The following is a 19,525-nucleotide window of genomic DNA, read 5'->3' on the forward strand; positions in this document are numbered from 1 at the left end:
GAGAAATGAGCTTTCTTGGCACATTCCATTTAATCATTTCTTTTTAAGCGACGACGCCAGCTAGGCTGTCATTTAGTAAATCGACAATTTCTTGATCACTTGATGCTTGTTCTAAGATGGATCGAAATTCTTGATGAATCAACTTTCTTGATAATCCAGCAATTATTTTTAAATGCTGATCTCCTTGACACTCTTCAGGAACAGCTAATAAAAAGACTAATCCAACCTTTTCACCATCAAGGCTCTGCCAATCTATTTTATTATTCAAACGTCCAAAAGCTACAGTAGTCTCTTTCACATACGGGCTTTTGCCGTGTGGAATAGCTATCCCAAATCCAATCCCTGTTGTTGTTAAGTCCTCTCGCTCGATTACACTCTCCACATAACCTGCATGATCATGTAATCGACCTGCTTGATTAATTCGATCCGCCAAGAGAGTGATGGCATTCATTTTTGAATCCGCATCAATTGATAAATCAACTAATTCTTCGTTAATCACTTGCATGTAACTTACCTCCTGATAATGTCGTTATAAATGTCAATTGCCGTTTTATCTGCGAAAAAGCATGTCAATTGCTTTTCCGATTGAACAATTTTATGAATATCAGTAATCACACCTCTGACCAGTTTACGATCTGCTTTTGTAATGCACATCAACAGAACATAGTGCACTCTTCGCTGATCCCAAATGATTGGCTGAGCCAAGGTAACGATCGCAATCTTAGTCCGCAGAACATTCTGCGGAGACGCATGAGGGATAGCAACTCCTGTTGCTAACGCCGTTTCTCCAATGGCTTCCCGGTCAAAAACCTCTTTACGAAATGCACTAGTAACGATCCGCTTTTTTTCTAATTGTTTGATCATCCAGTTCAAGCAAATCCGCTTATCCGAAAAGGTTTTTTGTGTGTAAATAAAATCTAGATCGATTACTTGTTTCAAAAAAGGAAAATCTAAAATCTCCGTTTCATCTGTTTCCTCTGAATAAAATAAGTTTGAGTAGAGGGCGGTGATGTTCTTAATATCTTCCTGTGTAACCAAAGTAGAAACTTTGATGAGCGGTTTATTCACATCTTCCAACTTAATAGAAGAAATGATCAAATCCACATTATCCAGATTTTTCTTGTAAAGCTTATCGACTGTTGTAATCTCAGCAATATCTTGTGCTGGTAAAATACGTTTAATTTTATTGAAAATTAACTCTGATGTTCCCACACCGTTAGGACAGACAATCAAAATCTTTTTACCGTTTTGACTTTTTTCTAGTGATACTTGGAAATACATTGCTACCAATGCCACTTCTTCGTCATTGAAATGAACCTCCAATTTCTTTTCGACATTTGCTAATGCGTACCAAGTTGCATTAAACGTAATCCCATACTGACTTTTGATTTCCTCAACTAATGGATTTGTGAGGGCTATTCCCATTTTCAATCGATAGATCATCGGAATAAAATGGCTTGTTAATCGTTCTGCTAATTGGGTATCCGCTAAGAAATCAACTTGCATGATTTCTCCCATATTCACTAATATTTTTTGGATTGTTCTTCCATACTTTTCGTAGTTCTTTTGCTCTTTAATGTTAGGTGTTACTCCATAGCCTACTAATTGACGATTCACATAAGAAATATCTTCTTCGTTATAAACAAGAGCCGTTTCTTCTGCTACCTTCTCCAATAATTCATTAGCGAGCAGATATGTGTCGATCAGCTTGATTTGATCAAACAGAAATTCTTTTTCTTCAATATGCCGGCTGTTACTCAAACGAAAACAGAAAACTAACAAGCGAATGAACAGAGATTTTATATAATGCTCGGGAAAACAGAAATCTGTTTGGTGCTGCCATTCTTCTATCTGCTGTAGAATCGCTTTAATTATTGAGCTTGGAAACAGTTTGAGCAATAACTCCTGTGTTGATTTCTGAAATAACTGCTCCGCATCGATTTCGTGATTATCTAAGTAATCCTCACAAAAGCGAAAAAGACTATTTTGAATTTCTTCTTCACTTCCAATAACTTTCGTTCCGCGTTTTGAAGGTACCAATGTCAAACGATACCTTTCAACAATTTTATCCAAATCGTTGACGATCGAGCTTGCACTCACATGAAACTGTTGTGCCAGCATTTGTTGCGTCACGGTCTTTTCATCAATCAACAGCTGCTTTGCAATTTGCCATTGACGTTCTTGCGACATGTTAACAGTTTCACATTTAGTTGCAGTAACTTGTTCTAAAAACTGCATCTTTGTTTCAACTGTTCCTCTTAATTGAATTCCGATTCTTGGTTTCTTTTCTAAAAACAGTTGACCAGCTGGTAAGACAGTCTGGATTTTATCTAAATCAGAATAAATGGTTCGACGCGATTTTTCTAACTTCTCGGAATAGTAGGATACCGGCAAGTAATTCTCATTCTGAACTAGCAAATGAATCAATTTTTTCTGTCGTAGATTCAACCCTTTCATTTTTATTCCTCCCATTGTAGGCGCTTATCAATGTAACAAAAAGATAGCACAGGCTTTTCCTATTGTATAACACATAAAAGTTACACATTAATGTTGAAATTTTCGCCATTTAACGATTATTTAGCAAATGAGGCTTTGGTATTTCTGAATGAAACCCTAAAGTAACAGTATTTCTGTGTACAAGTAGAAAATTAGTTCACTAACGTAAAAGAGTTTTCCTAACTTCAAATGAGTTTGATTCTGCACATATGTGCAATAAATATAGCATCATAATTTCACTTAACTTTTAGCACCTGTTTCACATCAGGTCTGCCAACTAATCTTGTTGCTGATGAGCTCGCTCTATTTAATGTAATCTTGCAATAACTGTGGAAAACAAAAAAAGCTTTGCCAAAAAATTTCTGGCAAAGCTTTTTCTACTCATCTAATGGATTTTCGAGTTCTTCCTCTGCTTTTTGCAGAAGAACTTCCCTCGGTTTACTTCCTGTCGATGGTCCAATCACACCGTGTTCTTCCAACTCATCCACGATCCGAGCCGCACGGTTATATCCAATACGGAAACGCCGCTGCAGCAGTGAGATGCTCGCGGTCTGCATATCCACTACTAACGCTTTGGCTTCCTCATACAATTCATCCTGTGGTGTTTCAGATGGCGAAGAAGATGTTTCTTCGGTCGGCATCATTTTTTCTTCATAATGCGCCTCTTGCTGATCTGAAACAAATTCCACCACTCGTTCTACCTCATGATCTGAGATGAATGCTCCCTGTACACGGATTGGTTTATTTTCACCCATCGGCAAGAACAGCATATCCCCGCGACCTAGAAGTTTTTCGGCACCATTGCTGTCAATAATCGTCCGCGAGTCAGTACCGCTCGAAACCGCAAATGCAATTCGTGAGGGTACATTGGCCTTGATGATCCCAGTAATAACATCAACACTTGGTCGTTGCGTTGCTAAGATCATATGGATTCCGGCCGCACGAGCCATCTGTGCCAGCCGTGTAATTGCATCTTCGACTTCGTTACTGGCAACCATCATTAAGTCGGCTAACTCATCTACAATTACTACAATAAATGGCAAGATTGGACGATTTTGTCCGTCTTCCAGATTCTTCTGGATCACTAATTCGTTAAATCCTGAAATATTCCGTACTCCTGTAGCCGCAAATTTTTCGTAACGCTCTTCCATCTCCTGTACGACCTTTTGTAAGGCCTGCGCCGCTTTACGCGGATTGGTAACAACTGGTGTTAACAAATGAGGAATGCCATTATAGACGTTCAATTCAACCATTTTCGGGTCGATCATCATTAATTTTACTTCGTTCGGTTTTGCCCGCATCAAAATACTGGTGATGATCCCATTGATCGACACGGACTTCCCGCTACCAGTTGAGCCTGCAACCAGCAAGTGAGGCATTTTCGATAAGTCCGCAGTTTGAACCATTCCTGAAATATCTCGACCTAGTGGCACTTCCAACAACTTATCTGGATGATTAGGCTGTGCTTCAATGATATCTCTAAATGAGACCATACTGATGGTGCTGTTAGGCACCTCGATCCCAATCAAAGATTTTCCGGGAATCGGAGCTTCCATCCGCACATCTTTTGCTGCCAGGGCCAAGGCGATGTCATCAGTCAGATTTACAATTTTGCTGACCTTCACACCAACCGCCGGCTGCACTTCAAATTTAGTAACAGATGGGCCTAAGCTGGCTTTCACAACTTTTGCATCTACACCAAAACTATTGAAGGTTTTTTCCAGCACTTTAATGTTCTGTTCGATTTTCTTGTACTCATCGCTCTGATCTGCTGCTGGAATCGAATCCAGCAAAGTCGAAGGCGGTAGTTGATAATCATGATCCTCAGGTTCGGCATTGATCTCAAATTCCAAATCACCTGGATCATCGATTTCCTCTTCATCAAGTTCCATTTTTTTCGCGGGAGCTGCTGGGGCCGTTGCCGGCTCCAAGTTTTCTTGGAAGCCTTCGATCGGTACTAAAGTCATTTGTTCCGGCTCTTTGACCAGATGTTCTTGGCTTTCCTTCGCCAGCTGCTCGCCTGGAGTCATTGAGCGAACCTTATTTTTTTCACGTTCTGCCAACTCAGCTTCCTTTTTAGCCTTTTCGGCGGCTTGTTTTTCAGCTTTGGCTTGTGCTTTTTGAGCTTGCCGTTCTTCCTTCTTCGCAGTCCGCAATGCTTTTTTCTCGTCTGACTCAGAGAATTTTTCTTGCATTGTCTCAACAAGCTTCGCTAAATAATCAGTCACTTGATTGAACTCTAGGAGACTAAACAAGAACACTCCAAGAATCAATAGGAGGCCGGCGATCAAATAGCTACCTACCTGCGACACTAAAAAGTGGGTCAAACTGTAAAGCGTCCCGCCCAGCATTCCGCCGCCAACATTTTGAGTAATCCTATTTCCTAAGAAATCAGTCATTAATAAATCCCAAGTCGTTTTTAAAATATTCGGATCCTGACTTGCCACGTTCGCAAATAAACGAGCATGAAGAATCAGCAGAATTCCTAAATAGAAAACGCCAATCCCAATCCAGCGCCGAGGTTTGGTTAATCGCAGCTTTGTATTCTTGGCAACTAGTAATCCGCCATATAGACCTAAAAGTACAGCAAGAAATTGATAGGTGTTCCCACCAACCAATCGCAGCACATTAGCAATTAAATTTCCTAAAAAGCCCAACTTAAATAAAGCAAAGACTGCGAATAAAATAAATAAAAGCCCAATCCCGATAATCAGGCGCTGTTCTTGTAGTTGTTTTTGTTTTTTTGTTTTTCTTTTTTTCTTTGTACGCTTCTTTTGCGCCATGCTATCCCTCTTTCCATTCTGTACCATTATACAAAAAAAAGAAGGCGAACAAAAGTTTTGCTCGCCTTTTCTTTTTGGTTAACTAAAGTTTAAATTTTTTAGGGATAAAAATGACTGACTATTTTTTCGGTAATGACAATTCTTCGCCAAACCATTTTTTCGAGATCTCAGCGTATTTTCCATTATCCTGCAGTTCTTTAAATGCGCTGTTGATTTTGCTGACTAATTCTTTATCGCCTTTACGAGCACCAACAGCAAAATCTTCATTTTTGAAGCCTACGCTGAAAATATTAAAATTGTCTAATTTTCCAGCTTGCTTTAAGTAGTAATCCGCATAAACTTTGTCAATCAACAAACCATCGATACGTCCGTTCTCTAAATCGATCATTGCTTCATTGAAACTAGCATACAAGGTCGCATCATTCTCTTTTACAATATCCTTTAACGTTTCTGCTTGGTTATTAAAGGCTTCGTATCCAGATGATCCCTCTTGAGCACCCAAGATTTTCCCCTTCATTCCCTCAGCCTTCGTGATCCCACTGTCCTTTTTAGTTACTAAAACCTGTTCATTTTGTGCGTAAGCATCAGAGAACAACACTTTCTTTTCCCGTGATTTTGTTACTGTGTAGCCATTCCAAATCAAATCAATCGTGCCATTTTCCAGTTCATTTTCCTTCATTGACCAATCGATTGGCTGAAAATCAGCCTTGATATCATATTCTTTAAAAACTGCTTTCGCTAAATCTACGTCAAATCCAACGATTTTCCCGTCTTCGTCTTTGAAGCCCATCGGAACAAATGTATCGTCTAAGCCAATCGTTACCTTTTTCTCCTTTTCGATAGTCTTCCAACTGTCGTCACCGCTGCTTTCTTTCTTCCCACAGGCAGTCAACGTCACCAAAGTCAAAACAGCTGCCATTCCCAAAATCATTTTTTTCAATTTCATATTTACTCCTCCTGCATCTTTTTTTATTTGATAGGTTCAACCTTCAATAACTGATCACCAATTTCTTCCGCAAAAACTAAATCATGGGTAACAACAATCTGAGTGACACCGTCTGCCTTTAATTCTAAAATCAAGCTGGCTACTTGCTGACGTAAAGCAGGGTCCAAAGCACTTGTCGGCTCATCATAAGCTAATACCTTTGGATTCATCGCCATCGCCCGAGCAATCGCTAAACGCTGCTTTTGCCCCCCAGATAATTGATAGGGGTAATTATCCAGCAATTCTTCGATGCCTAACAGACTGGCTAAATGCTTCGCCTTATTCGTATAAGTTTCCTTGTCTTGCTTCAAAACTAAACGCGGACCGATCGTAATATTGTCCAGCACACTCAAATGTGGAAATAATTGAAAATCTTGGAAAACCACACCGACGACTTGTTCCTGTTCTTTCGAAGACGTCGGATCAAAAGGTTTTCCATCTAATAAAAACGTCCCGCTATCTGACGTCTCTAAGCCCGCTAATGTTCTTAATAAGGTCGTTTTCCCACCGCCTGAGGGTCCGACAATAGCTAAAATTTGTCCATCGGGAATTACCAAGTCTAAATTATCAATCACCTTTTTATTGCCAAAAGATTTGTTTACATTTTTTAATTCGATCATTTTTTCCACCTGCCTAACGATAATAATTTAATCGATTCTCTAGTTGCTTCAAGACAACTGACGTCACTCCTGTCAATGCCAAATAAATAATTGCTACTCCGAATAGCGGAAGTAATGTCGTGTCTCGTTCCATCGCGATTTTACCAGCGCGCATCACATCAGACAATCCAAGAATATAAACAAGGGATGTATCCTTCACTAGATTGATGACTTCATTCCCAACGGATGGTAATACGATTTTAACAACCTGAGGAATAATGATTCGTGTAATCGTTTGAATGGGGGTTAAGCCAATAACTTTTGACGCTTCGTATTGTCCTAATGGAATCGATTGAATCCCGCCGCGGAAAATCTCAGCATAATACGCCGCATAGTTCAACACAAACGCAAAAAGTGCAGCTTCAAATCGATCAAAGATAATGCCAACTAGCGGCAATCCATAAAAGACAAAAATCAATTGTAATAATAATGGAGTCCCTCGCATGATCCAAACGTAAAAACGCAAGATCCATTGTAATGGTCTAAAACGACTAGCTAAGCCAAATGATAATAAAATTCCTAACGGCAGCGAGCCTAATATTGTATAAGCAAATAATTTCAGTGTTGTTGTCGCCCCTTGTAATAATTGAGGCATGACTTCGATCAAATAATTCATTCCAATATCCCTCCATGTTATCGAAAGTTGTACGGCCTTTCGATGCTTCTTAATCGTGACTTTGCTGTTTTATTAAGGTGGAAATTGCTAGTGGCAGATAGCTCGTTCATTAATCACTTAAAATTCCACTCTCCGTTCTCCCATCAGAACGAACTCACAAAAAAACGCCCTCTGGTATCTCTACCAGAGGACGTTAACTACGCGGTTCCACCTCATCTTTGTCCCTTCCTCGCGAAAAGAACCTCTATGGGTCAGTTGCCTCATCAGTGAAATAAAAAAGTCCTTTAGCCGCTAGGGCTAAAGGACGTAATTACGTGGTTCCACCTTTTTTTCACCGTCGTCTCGCAACGAACGGTCTCAACTGGTCAATCTGACCTCTGCGCTAACGGGCTCTCCCGGACCAGCCTACTGATTTCAGCTGATCGACTCAAAGATGTGGTTCACAAATCATTGCTGTCTCTTTTCACCGGCCAGAGACTCTCTGAGAACAAATAAAATGCTACTCTTCTTTTCATTGTCGTTTGATTAAGTTGAGTCATACTTTACACGCCTTTAAAGCATTTGTCAATAACGAACCTTCATCTTTTTATCATTTTTCTCAAATTTAGTTTTTAGAAACAAACTGAAATTTTGTCCAAGGCTTCAAGAAATCCAGCATAATCAATTCTTCCTGCGGAATTTTGCCGACTAAATTTTTCCGTGGATCACTATGAGGTTCTAAAACAATCTGTAATTCATTTTTATACTTCCCAAAATCATCGTTGCCTACAACAACATCACCGACTTGAAACTCTTGCGTATTATCATGTACAGGATTAGGAACATCCGCATACTTTACTCGCACCATCGTTGATCGAACCGTTGCGGCAGTGATATCCCCCCGACGGAAATGCTTTGGATCAGCAACGATTTTACGTTCAATCTCTGTTGCTTCCGGGACAAATTCGATTCCTAAACTTACTTTATAGCGATCAACAGCGGCTACTTTTTCTAATTCTTCATCCGAGGCATAGGCATTTCCGATAATCACTGTATCAATCAATCCGGTCGCAAACATGTGACGTGCCTGCAAATCAATCGGTAAATGACGGTGCATCTCTAAAGTTGGCAATCCGTCATTGACATCCCATGGACCATATTCCGCATCATGGCTTGTGACAAAGGCCGCGGTCTTGATGCCATGACCTTTGAAGCGTTCGCTGCAGCTGATGAAGAAGTCATAAGGCAAAGCAGAGCCTTCCTGCGGATAAAAATTATGACAGCCATAAATGAATGGCTCATTCGCTTCATAGGACAAAATATTATCGAGATAGGCAACATTGTTACTCATATTCAGCTCAATCGCTAAGCCTTCTGGATTATAGCTCAACATCGCTTCCTTATTTCCATCGAAGCCTTCATCTAAACGAATCCCCTCAGCGCCAAGTTCTGCAAAGAAGCTTAAGTCGTCATAAGAAATCCCTAAATCATCAAAAATTGATGGTGCAATATCTAAGACTGTCTCAAAACCTAACTCCTTCGCATAGCGGATAATGCTGCCAAATTTTTCACTGACCTTTTCTTTGCCTTCAGTTACTTCCAGCATGCTCATAAAAATTCTAGTATAGCCGAGCTCTGCTGCCTTCTTGATATAATCACGATCCGCCTGCGGATCACTATGATCGGGATATACTGAAATACCTAATTCACGTTTCACTTATTTTCCTCCTCTATCGATTAGTCTTCTAAGCCGTTTCTTTCGGCTACCGCTTTGAACCAGTGTCCAGATTTTTTAACTGTTTTGATTTGAGTATGGATATTGTTTGAAATAAATCCGTAACGGTTTTTGTATGAGTTTAACCAAGACCAGCAATCAATCGGGGTCCACATATGGTAGCCGAAGCAATTCGAGCCTTCTTCGATTCCCTTATGAAGCCATTCCAAATGTTCCTGTACAAAATCAATCCGATAATCATCTTCAATCATCCCATCAGAATTTTTAAAGCGTTCTTCATTGGAGACACCCATACCATTTTCCGATACATACCATGGAATATTCTTGTAGTTTTCTTTGATGTTCACAGCAATATCATACAAGGCTTTTGGATAGATTTCCCAGCCGCGATCCAAGTTCACACGACGACCTGGCATGTCATAAGCGTCATAGTAGCGATCCGGCATCCATGCACCTACTGAGTTCGGTGCCACATCAGGTGCCTTCACTCGATTTGGATGATAGAAGTTCACACCCAAGAAATCAACCGTATTATTTTTCAAAATTTCTTTTTCTTCATCGTTCGTTTCCCATAAAACTTTATCTTTCGTTAACAACTCTTCCAATTCCGCAGGAAAATGTCCATAGATCGCCGGTTCCAAGAACATTTTATTGTTCCAAAGTTCAGCGATCCGTGCTGCTTCTTGATCCTCTGGCGCATCTGAGGCAGCGTAAGTCGGTGTAAGATTTAAAATCGTACCAATTTGCGCATCATCGATTGCCATTTTTCGGAATGCTTGTATAGCTTTCGCAGAAGCCAAATTTAAGTTATAGGCGACCTGTACCGCTTTTTTTCCATCAACAATATTAGGATAGTGGAATTGGAATAAGTATTCTCCTTCTACCACAACCATCGGTTCATTGTGAGTCGTCCAAAATTTAACGCGATCACCAAACAATTCAAAGCATTTCTCAGCAAAACCAACATATAGCTCCACTACTTTTTTCGATTCCCAGCCACCATATTTGTCATACAATTCTACTGGCAAATCAAAATGGTGCAGATTCATTGTTGGTGTCATACCTTCAGCTAGCATCGTATCGATCACATTGTTATAAAAGTCTACTGCATCTTGATTGACTGTGTTTGTTTCTAAATCATCAATCAATCGGCTCCACTGAATGCTTGTCCGCAAGCTGTTCATACCAATCGAACGCATCATTTGAATATCTTCTTTGTAGTTGTTGTAAAAATTTGATGCTACATCGGGACCAACTTGATTATGGAATTTCTCTGGTTCGATTTCAAAATGATAGTCGAAGACATTCGCATGTTTTTTGTTAAAGCGTCCTTCACTTTGCGGGCCAGATGTTGCGGCACCCCACCAGAAATTCTTTGGAAAAGTTTTCATTGTAAATCTCCTTCTTCATACTAAGGTATTCGTTTTTATCTATGGAAAAATTAGTTTGATTTTCGTCACATCTACCATTCCACTGATGAATAGAAAGCTCACAGTGTAACTGGCAGTCTAACTTAATTTTAAAACTATTATTTTTGTACTCTGCTAAAATTAGGAAGAAAAGCTGGCAAAACAGGGGCTAGGGATCAAATGTTCGATCCATAACCCCTCTTTTGTTATCAATTATGCTTCAACTACTTTTTTTAACTCTTGTCTTGTTGCCAATGATACAAATGGAACGTAAATTACGATAGAGATTAATACGTTAACTGCTGCCAAGATTGCACCTGAGAAGCTTTGAGTTGCCAAGAATCCTCCGATGATTGGTGGTGTTACCCATGGTGGCATAACTGTCGCTGCAGGCACCCAGCCAAAGCTTGTTGCAAAGTACGCTGTTGATACACAAATCATTGGTGTTATGATGAATGGAATAAACATAATTGGGTTCAGTACTAATGGTAAACCAAACATCAATGGTTCATTGATATTGAAGATACCAGGAGCTGCTGCCAAGTTGTTTACAACCATAAACGGTTTGTTTTTACGTCCAACTAAATAGATAGCGATGATTAAACCAATCGTTACACCCGTACCACCCATGTTTACAAATGAATCGATGAATGGTTTGTTAACGATATAAGGAGCTGCTTTTCCAGCTGCAAGAGCAGCATTGTTTGCTTCAATAGCAGGAGCATTGATTGCTTGCATGAATGGATCGATCATGTTAGCACCGTGTAAACCAAAGAACCATAAGAATGGTGTAATGAATGCGATCAATAATGCTGAACCGTAAGAATTTGCCAAGCCCATGAATGGTTCTTGAACCAATGCATAGAATTCAGCGAACATATCTTCAACACCAAATCCGGCAATAATTGCTGCAATTAAACCAAAGATTGAGATAGTAATCATAGCTGGGAATAAAGATGCGAATGAACGTGCAACTGCTGGCGGCACGCCGTCTGGCATTTTAACGATTAATTTTTCATTTCCAACTAAACGAGTGAAGATTTCTGCAACAATGATACCAACGATCAATGCTACGAACAAACCAGAAGAGTTCATCCCACTAGTAGCTGCACCTAAAGTGAAGAAAGAAGCTACTGATACAATACCTGTACCTACTGGGTCTTTACCATAATGATGTGCTAAGTTATACGCCACAAGGAAAGCGATGAAAACTGACAGAACACCAAATGTTCCGTTCCAAACTGCTCCACCGAAGCCTTTCCACGCTTCACCGCCGAAAATGCCGTTCATAAAGTTTTGGAAGGCCGGAATTGGCAGGTTGTTAAGCATTACCGCTAACGCACCTAAGATCATCAGCGGCATAGTTACTGTAAAGGCATCCCGAATTGCAATCAAATGACGTTGGTTACCGATTTTTGATGCGTGCGGGATAAAGTGTTTCTCCATAAAATTAATAAATCCATCCATTTTTGTGTTCCCCCTATTTTAAAAATAATCGTAAAAACTTTGTCGACCTTTTGGAAAAATTTCAGTCGGACACTCTTTCGCGGCTATGAATTTGCCAAGAAAGATTCCTTCAGCTAGCGTTAATTCTCCCAATAATAATTCACTCCACCCATGAATCGAAGCTTTAATATCGCCTGCTTGCTGTACTTTTTGACAATTCCCCTGACTGATTAGCCAGCTACCAACATTCCAAGGACATTCCTTATCTTCAGTTACTTCTATAATAATTTCTTTTTGGTAAATCGGAATTTTCGGTAATAATTGCTCAATGTCAATAATTCGACTCATCATGTAAGGCTCTAAAGTAATCGTCAAATGTTCTTGCTCACGAAAACATTTCTCAATAATTTCATGAACAGGAGCGTGATAAAGAAATTCTTCAAATGATGAGACATGGGATTTCAAATACGTTAGCAATTTTCGCAGTGCAAGTTCGTTTTCATAAGCAAGCTCGTCTACTACCAGCGTGTTGCCTTGCATTCGATAAATAATGTAGCCTTTTGCTTCACCAGCATCATCAAATGCCGTAGCGTAAAAGCGGTGTGGGTAGTACTCATTTAGACGTTCCCACCACCAATCTTCGCGAACGACTGTTCCGACTTGCTGCTGTTTTAATAAGCGTTGATAAATTGATTGGATCATCGGCTTCATCTGCTGCCAGGTTCCACGTTTGACATTCCCCCTTTTTTCACTTGTCAAATAGTTAAAGGCTAGCGCTGGAATGCGATAGGTCTTCCTGCGGCTCGTAGGCTCGTAGCCAAATTGACGATAAAAATCTTCAGCGAAAGGGGCTAGCTGTGAGACCGCTACTCCTTGTTGATAAAGATCTGTCAAAAGATCAGCCATAATACTGCTGATACCACCTTTGCCTCGATATTCTGGATAGCTAGCCACATAGCCAACACCAGCCATTTTGACTCTTTGTTGAAAAAGTTGAATCTCAAAATGATTCGCCATTACTAAATTAGTCAATTCATCGTCTTGATAAACACCATAAGCATCAGCGTGTTCATACCGAGATAAAAAAAGCGGATCATTGATGATTGGTTGCTGCTTTCTAAAAGCGTATTCAATTAAACCTGTGATCGCTTTCAACGATTCTTGATCACGAGCTAATTTCACGGGATCACTTCCTATTCGTTCCCCAAACGTTTATAAAGATCTACTACTTCTTTAGCCATGTCATTAAAGGTAATACTGGTCATTAAGTGGTCTTGACTGTGAACAGCTAAAAGTGTCACTGTCATTGGATTTCCACTTGCTTCTTCAGTCAGCAGCCCTGTTTGAGAATGATGTGCTTCGACTAAAGCTTGATCTGCCGCAGCAAGTTTTTCTTGAGCTAGTGTGAAGTTGCCCTCTTTAGCTGCTTGAATCGCTTCCATAGCATCGCTCTTAGCATTGCCGGCATTGATAATCAATCCCATCACTGCTTCCAATTGTTCCTGACTCATTGTTTCGCTCATTTGCTTAGCTCCCCTTCTTCTAATTCTTTATTTCATAAGATTAAGTGCAGTACCTAGAACAGCTTCACCATTCATCATGCCGTAATCTTTCATATCGATAACATCAACTGGAATCCCTTTATCAGCTAGTTTTGTTTCAAATTGACCCTTCATAAAACGAACTTGAGGTCCTAATAATAATACGTCAACTGGCTTGCTTGCATCTTCTAATTTTGCGTCTGCTTCTGAAGCGGATACTGCGAAGATATCTGACTCTAATCCTTGGTCAGCCGCTGCTTTTTCCATCTTTGTTACTAATAAACTAGTGCTCATTCCTGCTGCACAAACTAACATAATTCTTTTCATAATTGCCACTCCTCAAATTTTTTATTGTACACTTTATATAAAGCAAGTCCCGTGCCAACTTTTCCGTCGCACAGAAGCTGCCGTGATAAGGTTTTCATATTACACACAAAAAAACTAGGATTACACACTGTGCAATCCTAGTTCAATTCGATTATCTTGAAGCGTCTTAACAATGTAAGCGATATCGTCTTCAATAAAACGAACATCAAATTGTTTCTCAATCAACGATAGGTTGGCGGCGGTTTGATTAAAACGCAGTCGATGCTGCTGGTGGAAATATTTCACGTTCTCAAAGGTTGGCCGATCCTCACCCTTCTTTATTTTATCTACTAAGAAAGCAATGTGCACACTCAATGCCTGCATCGCCGTATTCTCAATAATCAGCTCCTGGTCTTTGCGGATCAATTGTAAAACATCATCAATCAGCAAAAAGAGCGTTTTAACATCCAATTCGGGTGAGAAGTTTTTTGTCAAAGAGTCGACCATCTCAGGAAGTGTAATCGTACTGCCAAGCAAATCCTGAAACTCTAAAATCTTATCTCGCTTGAATAAATTCATAGCTGGAATAAACGGAATCTTTTGGTAATGGATCTCCATCGTTCCTACAATTGCCACGATATCCTTGTGTGTGATCAGCTGATCGATGCGATGCTTGAAGCTTTCACGTTCTAATGACTGCATCTGAATGACCTCGAACTCATCCAAATTGACGATTTGAGAAACGACTTCATTCAAGCGCTTAGAGACACCTTCTCCAGTAAAGCACGCTACAATGATGACTTTCTTCTCATCCTTTTGTGTCGGCTCTTCTAGACGGACCATCGTTTGGAACATTGAAATGACACTCGTATAGATTTCTTCTAATGAACGTCCCAAGGTTGCCAAACGAATACTTTCTAATACTAGCATCGTGCTCGTCATAGAAATCACCCGCGTACGGATGCCCATTTCATGGAAGATTAGGTTACCGAAATTATTGGGCGAGCCCATATCCGTCAAGAGAATGATTCCTTCTGAGAACTCATCCCTTTTTCCTTGAATATAATTTTTAATCTGACCATACATTTTTTCGGTATTCAACGTTAAAGGCATGTTAAAAGCAATACCATGTGTAGTCCCTAAAAGCTCCTGAACAGTTTCTAACATACTTGAAGCCGTCGATTTCCCATGCATGACGACTAGTACAGCGACTTGCCGCTCATCTACTTTTTGCTGCTCTTGATTATCCATGGTTAGAAACATTGTGATAAAGCCAATTTCATCTAACGGTATCATAATATTGTAGGCTTCCTCGATGCGATTGGACAATTCGATCGCTAACTGGAACTCCTTTGAATAATTACGGCGGATGTCATTCAGATTAGGATGAGAAATAAACTGATTGCCGCGAATCCGCTCAATCGTCGAATTGATATGGAGTGCAAAAGCAAAACGGACCTTCTCGTCATATTCCCGATTCATTTGAACAGAAGCAAAATCATAAAGTTCATTTACCAGCTTCCATAGATCGTCAGAGATGATTTCTCGATAGGCATTGCTGTGAGAAAGCTCTTCAACATAAGTCTCAAAATATTGATCCACATCATCAGAAATCAATTCCTCTAAATCGATCTCTGATAAGTTTTCACGACCAAGCTTTTCCAATTTGTAGGTAATTGAATGATAGACTTCCATATCTTTATTCGGGTCTTGGCCCCAAACAACTTCTTCTGTGCCCGGTTTCAAGGTCAAATAAAGGTTTCTCTTATCCATAAAAGGCGTCAACTTGTCTTGGACTTCATTCATTCTTAATAGACCCTTTTGTACTACTAGCGGCAAATCTTCTTCTACGATCATCAACTTTTCTGAGTCACTATTGGTTTGATGATGAAGAAATGCTTTCGCACAAACTAATTTCAAGTCCCGTTTTAATTGACCGATATTTCCTTCTGCATTATATAGAAGAAACGCTAGTAAGCTTCGCTTGTCAATCGCGATCTCCTGCATCAGCCGATTAGCCTCTTGTTGAAGAAATTCTTTGATGATAGCAAGTCGCTCATCCAAAGATCGTTCCGCTAAAGAAGGCAGCTCGATCTGCATAGGTATCCGCCGATTGAAAGTCGATAAAAACATTGAACTAGTTTCTGTCGTTGCGCCAATGATCTGTACGGATGCTTGTTTCTCCTGACCATCTCCCAAAGAACGAAACGTCCCTTTATCGATAAAGGTAAAGAGCATCTCTTGCCCTTCTGGCGGTAATCGATGAATTTCATCTAAGAACAAAATTCCACCATCGGCTTGCTCCATCAACCCCACTCGTGTTTCTTCCGCACCAGTAAAGGCTCCTCGCTTCACGCCAAAAATGTGGCCATAAAGAAGTTGAGGATTTTGCGCATAATCCGCACAGTTGAATGTGACAAACGGCGCGTTTTCATCTAAAACTTTAGCCGAAACGGCAAAGCGATACATACACTCCGCAAACATTGTTTTACCGGTGCCCGTTTCGCCAAAAATAATCGTATGTAATCCGCGGGGCGGATATAAAATAGCCGCTTTTGATTTTTGTATCTGACTCTTCAAAGAATCCTCGCGACCAATCAAATTATCAAAGTTAATATGTCCCTCTGTTGACACTGCAGCGATTTTAAATTTTACTGGGCGTCCATCAATTTTCTTGACTGTTCCATCCTTTGTCAGCTCATTCAAATAGCGGCTAACATTTGTACGGTCAACTCCCATTTGATCTGCCAGCTCTTGGGCAGTCTGTTCGTTAGGATTTGCTCTCAAAGCTTCCAACACTTCATCTTTTCTTGATTTCAAAAAAATCCCTCCCGAAAGTGGTATAAACCATTTACATTGTAACCCTTTTCTTTTTGAATTTCTACTAAATGTCATTCAAAATAATCAAATCATTTTAACGATCCGAATAACCTCTCTGGGTAGAATCGCTCCCCACTGTATATTTTAAATCATTTCCTATTGTAGATAGTAAAAATAAAACAATTCTAAAAAATAATCTGATTTATTTAAAAAAAACACCTAAAACTAAAAATGTTTTAGATGTTTTCCTTCTAATTTTTATTTTCCATGGCAGCCTTCAATGCTGCTGCAAGAGGACTTTCTTGTGGTTCTTCTTGATCATTGATTTTTTTCAATAACCGCCGTTCTTCGTGCTTCGTCATTTTCTTCGAGCGTTCTTTCTTATCTAACATCTTTTCTGTCGTACCGTCATACTTACAACGGAAGTAAGAACCATTTTTTCCATCAATGATCTCCATCTTGCGATGACATTGCGGACAACGATGATTCGATACTTTAGGATCTTTCCGGCGACGATAGCTACATTCTGGATTCGTACAATTGTAGATTTTACCATCGCGCGTATTTTTCTCTCGTAATGGTGAGCCGCACTCTGGACACTTCTTCGCAGTGATCGAGAAGTCTTGGTATTTCTTATCGCTATGCTTCACTTCACTGACTAATTTCTTCGTATCAGCTTCGATTTCCTGCAAGAACTGTTTGCTGCTGTACTTGCCGTTGGCGATCGCTTCTAATTGTTTTTCCCATTTTTCTGTTAACTCTGGAGTTACCAGTGAAGGATTAACAAGCTCTAGTAATTGCTTGCCTTTTGGCGAAACCAATAATCCTGTATTTGTTCGCTCCATCAATTCAGATTTAATCAGTTTTTCGATGATTTCGGCACGAGTCGCAGGTGTTCCTAGACTGTGCTTTTCCATCTGAGCCAATAACGTGCCTTCATTCAAAGGTTTTGGCGGTGTCGTCAGTGCTTTTTCAATCGAAAAGTTAGGAACGATTTTCATGCCTTCCGACCACTGAATTGCTTTTTTAGCTTCTTCAGTCGGCTTCCAGCCCGCCACTAATACTTTATTTTGACGGAAGGTAAAGGTTTCTTTTTGGAAAGTCACTGTTACCTTCTGTTGACTTTCTTTATGGGCATCCGCAAATAAGCCTAAGAAACGAGTGACGATCATATTATAGATTCGTTGTTCGTCTGTCGATAATTTTTCAAAGCGCGGCCGTTGCTCTGTCGGCAATAACGCGTGATGGTCTGAAACTTTACTATCATTGAAAACTCGTTGCTGTTTGACCTGTGCGCCATTTTTGATATATGTCTTTACTTCCGGCGCAAAATCAACCACTGCCTGCAGACGTTCCTTCATTGTTGCCTTCATGTCATTAGTCAGATATTTACTGTCCGTTCGTGGATAGGTCACAATTTTGTGTGTTTCATATAAGCTTTGAACCAGCGACAATGTTTTCTTTGCAGAAAACTGATAGCGAGCATTCGCTTCTCGTTGTATTTCTGTTAGATCATATGGAAGCGGTGCAGGTTCAGTTTTTTCTTTTTCAGTGATGTCCGTTACGGTCCCTTTTTGCTGCGACAGCTCTTTGACTAATTTTTCAGCAGTCTCGCGTTCTGTGATCCCGTAAGGATTTTTTTGATTTAATTTAGCTTTTTGTCCATCGACTTCTAAAGAAACCACAAAATAATTCTGCGGACGAAATTTCTCAATTTTCTTTTCTTGCTGGCGTACCATCGCAAGCGTCGGTGTCTGCACTCGTCCTGCTGATAAGCTGTCTTCATACTTAACCGTTAACGCTCGAGTAACATTTAATCCAACAAGCCAGTCCGCTTTTGCCCGCGCTAAAGCGGAGTAGTATAAATTATCATACTCCTTGGCAGACTTCAATTTTTTGAAGCCATCTTTGATTGCCTTATCGGTTTGCGAAGAGATCCATAGACGTTTGACCGGCTTTTCAAATCTCACATACTCTAAAATCCAGCGTGCGACTAATTCTCCTTCACGCCCAGCATCCGTGGCGATCACGGCTTCGGAGATATCCTTCCGTTTTGCTAGTTGTTGAATTGATTTTAATTGTCCTCGGGTTTTCGGTAATGGCTTAATCCCAATGTTTTTTGGGATCATTGGCAATGTCTCCATCTGCCAGCTTTGCCATTCCTTATTTAGATCCTCTGGCATTTTTAGGCCTAATAAATGACCAAGGGCCCAAGTCACAACAACATTGGGTCCTTCAAAGTAATTTTTATTCTTTTGATTGGCGTTAAGCACCTTGCTCAAGTCTCTTGCAACGCTTGGCTTTTCCGCTATAATTAGCTGTTTCATAAAATTCCTTTCTGCTGTCAACCGTCAACGGCTGCTCATCCTTTAATAGCGCAAGACCCCAATACTGCTGTAAATAGTCATCACACTCTTCACACCAGCGTTCATCTTGATCTTTCCAAAATGCGCTTAAATAATTATGTTTTGCATTACTATATGTATTGGTCTTTTGGAGCTCACTCCAACGATGTTCATAATATGCTACAGCCGCGTCAAATTCATCAAAAGCTGCGGTCTCTTGAATATCTTCCTGCCACTCTTCAAAGAACCACCAAGGTTCATTGTCACCATACATTGTTATTACTTGATACATCCCGCTACCCTTCTTTCCATCTCAATCATAAGTATCATGAAATAAAAATTCAAGAAAAATGTTTCCGGCTGGCACAAGTTAAAAGAAAAAATCCAATCTACAAAGAAATTTGC

General features: G+C 40.1%; 15 protein-coding genes and 1 other annotated feature. All 15 genes read right to left on the reverse strand.

Annotated features, from left to right (window positions below; translation table 11 throughout):
• Positions 1–43: 43 nt before the first annotated feature.
• The 15 genes from IGI67_RS07250 to IGI67_RS07320 all read right to left on the reverse strand — a co-directional run bounded on the left by IGI67_RS07250 (position 44) and on the right by IGI67_RS07320 (position 19,412).
• Complete coding sequence (locus IGI67_RS07250) at positions 44–505, reverse strand: PTS sugar transporter subunit IIA (protein WP_207110307.1); 462 nt, start codon at positions 503–505, stop codon at positions 44–46.
• Between the two features lie 5 nt (positions 506–510).
• Positions 511–2,457, reverse strand: coding sequence for a BglG family transcription antiterminator (locus IGI67_RS07255; protein ID WP_429957257.1), 1,947 nt, complete (start codon positions 2,455–2,457; stop codon positions 511–513).
• Positions 2,458–2,873: 416 nt separating this feature from the next.
• On the reverse strand, positions 2,874–5,279 hold the full coding sequence (locus tag IGI67_RS07260) for a DNA translocase FtsK (RefSeq protein WP_207110305.1): 2,406 nt from the start codon (positions 5,277–5,279) through the stop codon (positions 2,874–2,876).
• A 118-nt stretch (positions 5,280–5,397) separates the two neighbouring features.
• A complete protein-coding gene (locus IGI67_RS07265) occupies positions 5,398–6,225 on the reverse strand; it encodes a transporter substrate-binding domain-containing protein (RefSeq protein WP_429957258.1) in 828 nt (275 codons plus the stop codon).
• A gap of 23 nt (positions 6,226–6,248) precedes the next feature.
• Positions 6,249–6,884, reverse strand: coding sequence for an amino acid ABC transporter ATP-binding protein (locus tag IGI67_RS07270; RefSeq protein WP_207110303.1), 636 nt, complete (start codon positions 6,882–6,884; stop codon positions 6,249–6,251).
• A 13-nt stretch (positions 6,885–6,897) separates the two neighbouring features.
• On the reverse strand, positions 6,898–7,539 hold the full coding sequence (locus IGI67_RS07275) for an amino acid ABC transporter permease (protein WP_207110302.1): 642 nt from the start codon (positions 7,537–7,539) through the stop codon (positions 6,898–6,900).
• Between the two features lie 297 nt (positions 7,540–7,836).
• Positions 7,837–8,063: a binding site (T-box leader), on the reverse strand.
• A gap of 80 nt (positions 8,064–8,143) precedes the next feature.
• Positions 8,144–9,235 (reverse strand): MupG family TIM beta-alpha barrel fold protein, encoded by a 1,092-nt coding sequence (locus IGI67_RS07280; protein WP_207110301.1) that lies wholly within the window; start codon positions 9,233–9,235, stop codon positions 8,144–8,146.
• 20 nt (positions 9,236–9,255) lie between these two features.
• The gene (locus IGI67_RS07285) at positions 9,256–10,644 is read right to left on the reverse strand and encodes a glycoside hydrolase family 1 protein (protein WP_429957259.1); all 1,389 of its coding nucleotides are present in this window, start codon (positions 10,642–10,644) and stop codon (positions 9,256–9,258) included.
• 231 nt (positions 10,645–10,875) lie between these two features.
• Entirely contained in the window at positions 10,876–12,129 is a 1,254-nt protein-coding gene (locus IGI67_RS07290; protein WP_429957260.1) for a PTS sugar transporter subunit IIC, read from the reverse strand.
• Between the two features lie 18 nt (positions 12,130–12,147).
• Positions 12,148–13,290, reverse strand: coding sequence for a GNAT family N-acetyltransferase (locus IGI67_RS07295; protein ID WP_429957261.1), 1,143 nt, complete (start codon positions 13,288–13,290; stop codon positions 12,148–12,150).
• Between the two features lie 11 nt (positions 13,291–13,301).
• Complete coding sequence (locus IGI67_RS07300; protein WP_207110297.1) at positions 13,302–13,631, reverse strand: PTS lactose/cellobiose transporter subunit IIA; 330 nt, start codon at positions 13,629–13,631, stop codon at positions 13,302–13,304.
• A gap of 27 nt (positions 13,632–13,658) precedes the next feature.
• A complete protein-coding gene (locus tag IGI67_RS07305) occupies positions 13,659–13,976 on the reverse strand; it encodes a PTS sugar transporter subunit IIB (protein ID WP_207110296.1) in 318 nt (105 codons plus the stop codon).
• A gap of 120 nt (positions 13,977–14,096) precedes the next feature.
• Positions 14,097–16,775, reverse strand: a complete 2,679-nt coding sequence (locus IGI67_RS07310; RefSeq protein WP_429957262.1) for a sigma 54-interacting transcriptional regulator — start codon at positions 16,773–16,775, stop codon at positions 14,097–14,099.
• Positions 16,776–17,026: 251 nt separating this feature from the next.
• Positions 17,027–19,102 (reverse strand): DNA topoisomerase III, encoded by a 2,076-nt coding sequence (locus tag IGI67_RS07315; RefSeq protein WP_429957263.1) that lies wholly within the window; start codon positions 19,100–19,102, stop codon positions 17,027–17,029.
• Positions 19,041–19,412 carry a DUF1033 family protein gene (locus IGI67_RS07320; RefSeq protein WP_207110293.1) on the reverse strand — a complete coding sequence of 124 codons (372 nt, stop codon included), beginning with the start codon at positions 19,410–19,412 and terminating at the stop codon, positions 19,041–19,043. Before IGI67_RS07320 ends, IGI67_RS07315 begins: the two co-directional genes overlap by 62 nt.
• Positions 19,413–19,525: the final 113 nt, after the last annotated feature.

Source organism: Enterococcus sp. AZ196, assembly GCF_050498845.1.
Lineage (GTDB): Bacteria > Bacillota > Bacilli > Lactobacillales > Enterococcaceae > Enterococcus_A > Enterococcus_A murrayae.

What these genes read in the sequence shown, in the direction of transcription:
- IGI67_RS07265 (WP_429957258.1), bottom strand. Translation starts at nt 6,225, where the DNA reads ATGAAATTGAAAAAAATGATTTTGGGAATGGCAGCTGTTTTGACTTTG.
- IGI67_RS07315 (WP_429957263.1), bottom strand. Translation starts at nt 19,102, where the DNA reads ATGAAACAGCTAATTATAGCGGAAAAGCCAAGCGTTGCAAGAGACTTG.
- IGI67_RS07250 (WP_207110307.1), bottom strand. Translation starts at nt 505, where the DNA reads ATGCAAGTGATTAACGAAGAATTAGTTGATTTATCAATTGATGCGGAT.
- IGI67_RS07275 (WP_207110302.1), bottom strand. Translation starts at nt 7,539, where the DNA reads ATGAATTATTTGATCGAAGTCATGCCTCAATTATTACAAGGGGCGACA.
- IGI67_RS07270 (WP_207110303.1), bottom strand. Translation starts at nt 6,884, where the DNA reads ATGATCGAATTAAAAAATGTAAACAAATCTTTTGGCAATAAAAAGGTG.
- IGI67_RS07260 (WP_207110305.1), bottom strand. Translation starts at nt 5,279, where the DNA reads ATGGCGCAAAAGAAGCGTACAAAGAAAAAAAGAAAAACAAAAAAACAA.
- IGI67_RS07300 (WP_207110297.1), bottom strand. Translation starts at nt 13,631, where the DNA reads ATGAGCGAAACAATGAGTCAGGAACAATTGGAAGCAGTGATGGGATTG.
- IGI67_RS07285 (WP_429957259.1), bottom strand. Translation starts at nt 10,644, where the DNA reads ATGAAAACTTTTCCAAAGAATTTCTGGTGGGGTGCCGCAACATCTGGC.
- IGI67_RS07290 (WP_429957260.1), bottom strand. Translation starts at nt 12,129, where the DNA reads ATGGATGGATTTATTAATTTTATGGAGAAACACTTTATCCCGCACGCA.
- IGI67_RS07305 (WP_207110296.1), bottom strand. Translation starts at nt 13,976, where the DNA reads ATGAAAAGAATTATGTTAGTTTGTGCAGCAGGAATGAGCACTAGTTTA.
- IGI67_RS07255 (WP_429957257.1), bottom strand. Translation starts at nt 2,457, where the DNA reads ATGAAAGGGTTGAATCTACGACAGAAAAAATTGATTCATTTGCTAGTT.
- IGI67_RS07320 (WP_207110293.1), bottom strand. Translation starts at nt 19,412, where the DNA reads ATGTATCAAGTAATAACAATGTATGGTGACAATGAACCTTGGTGGTTC.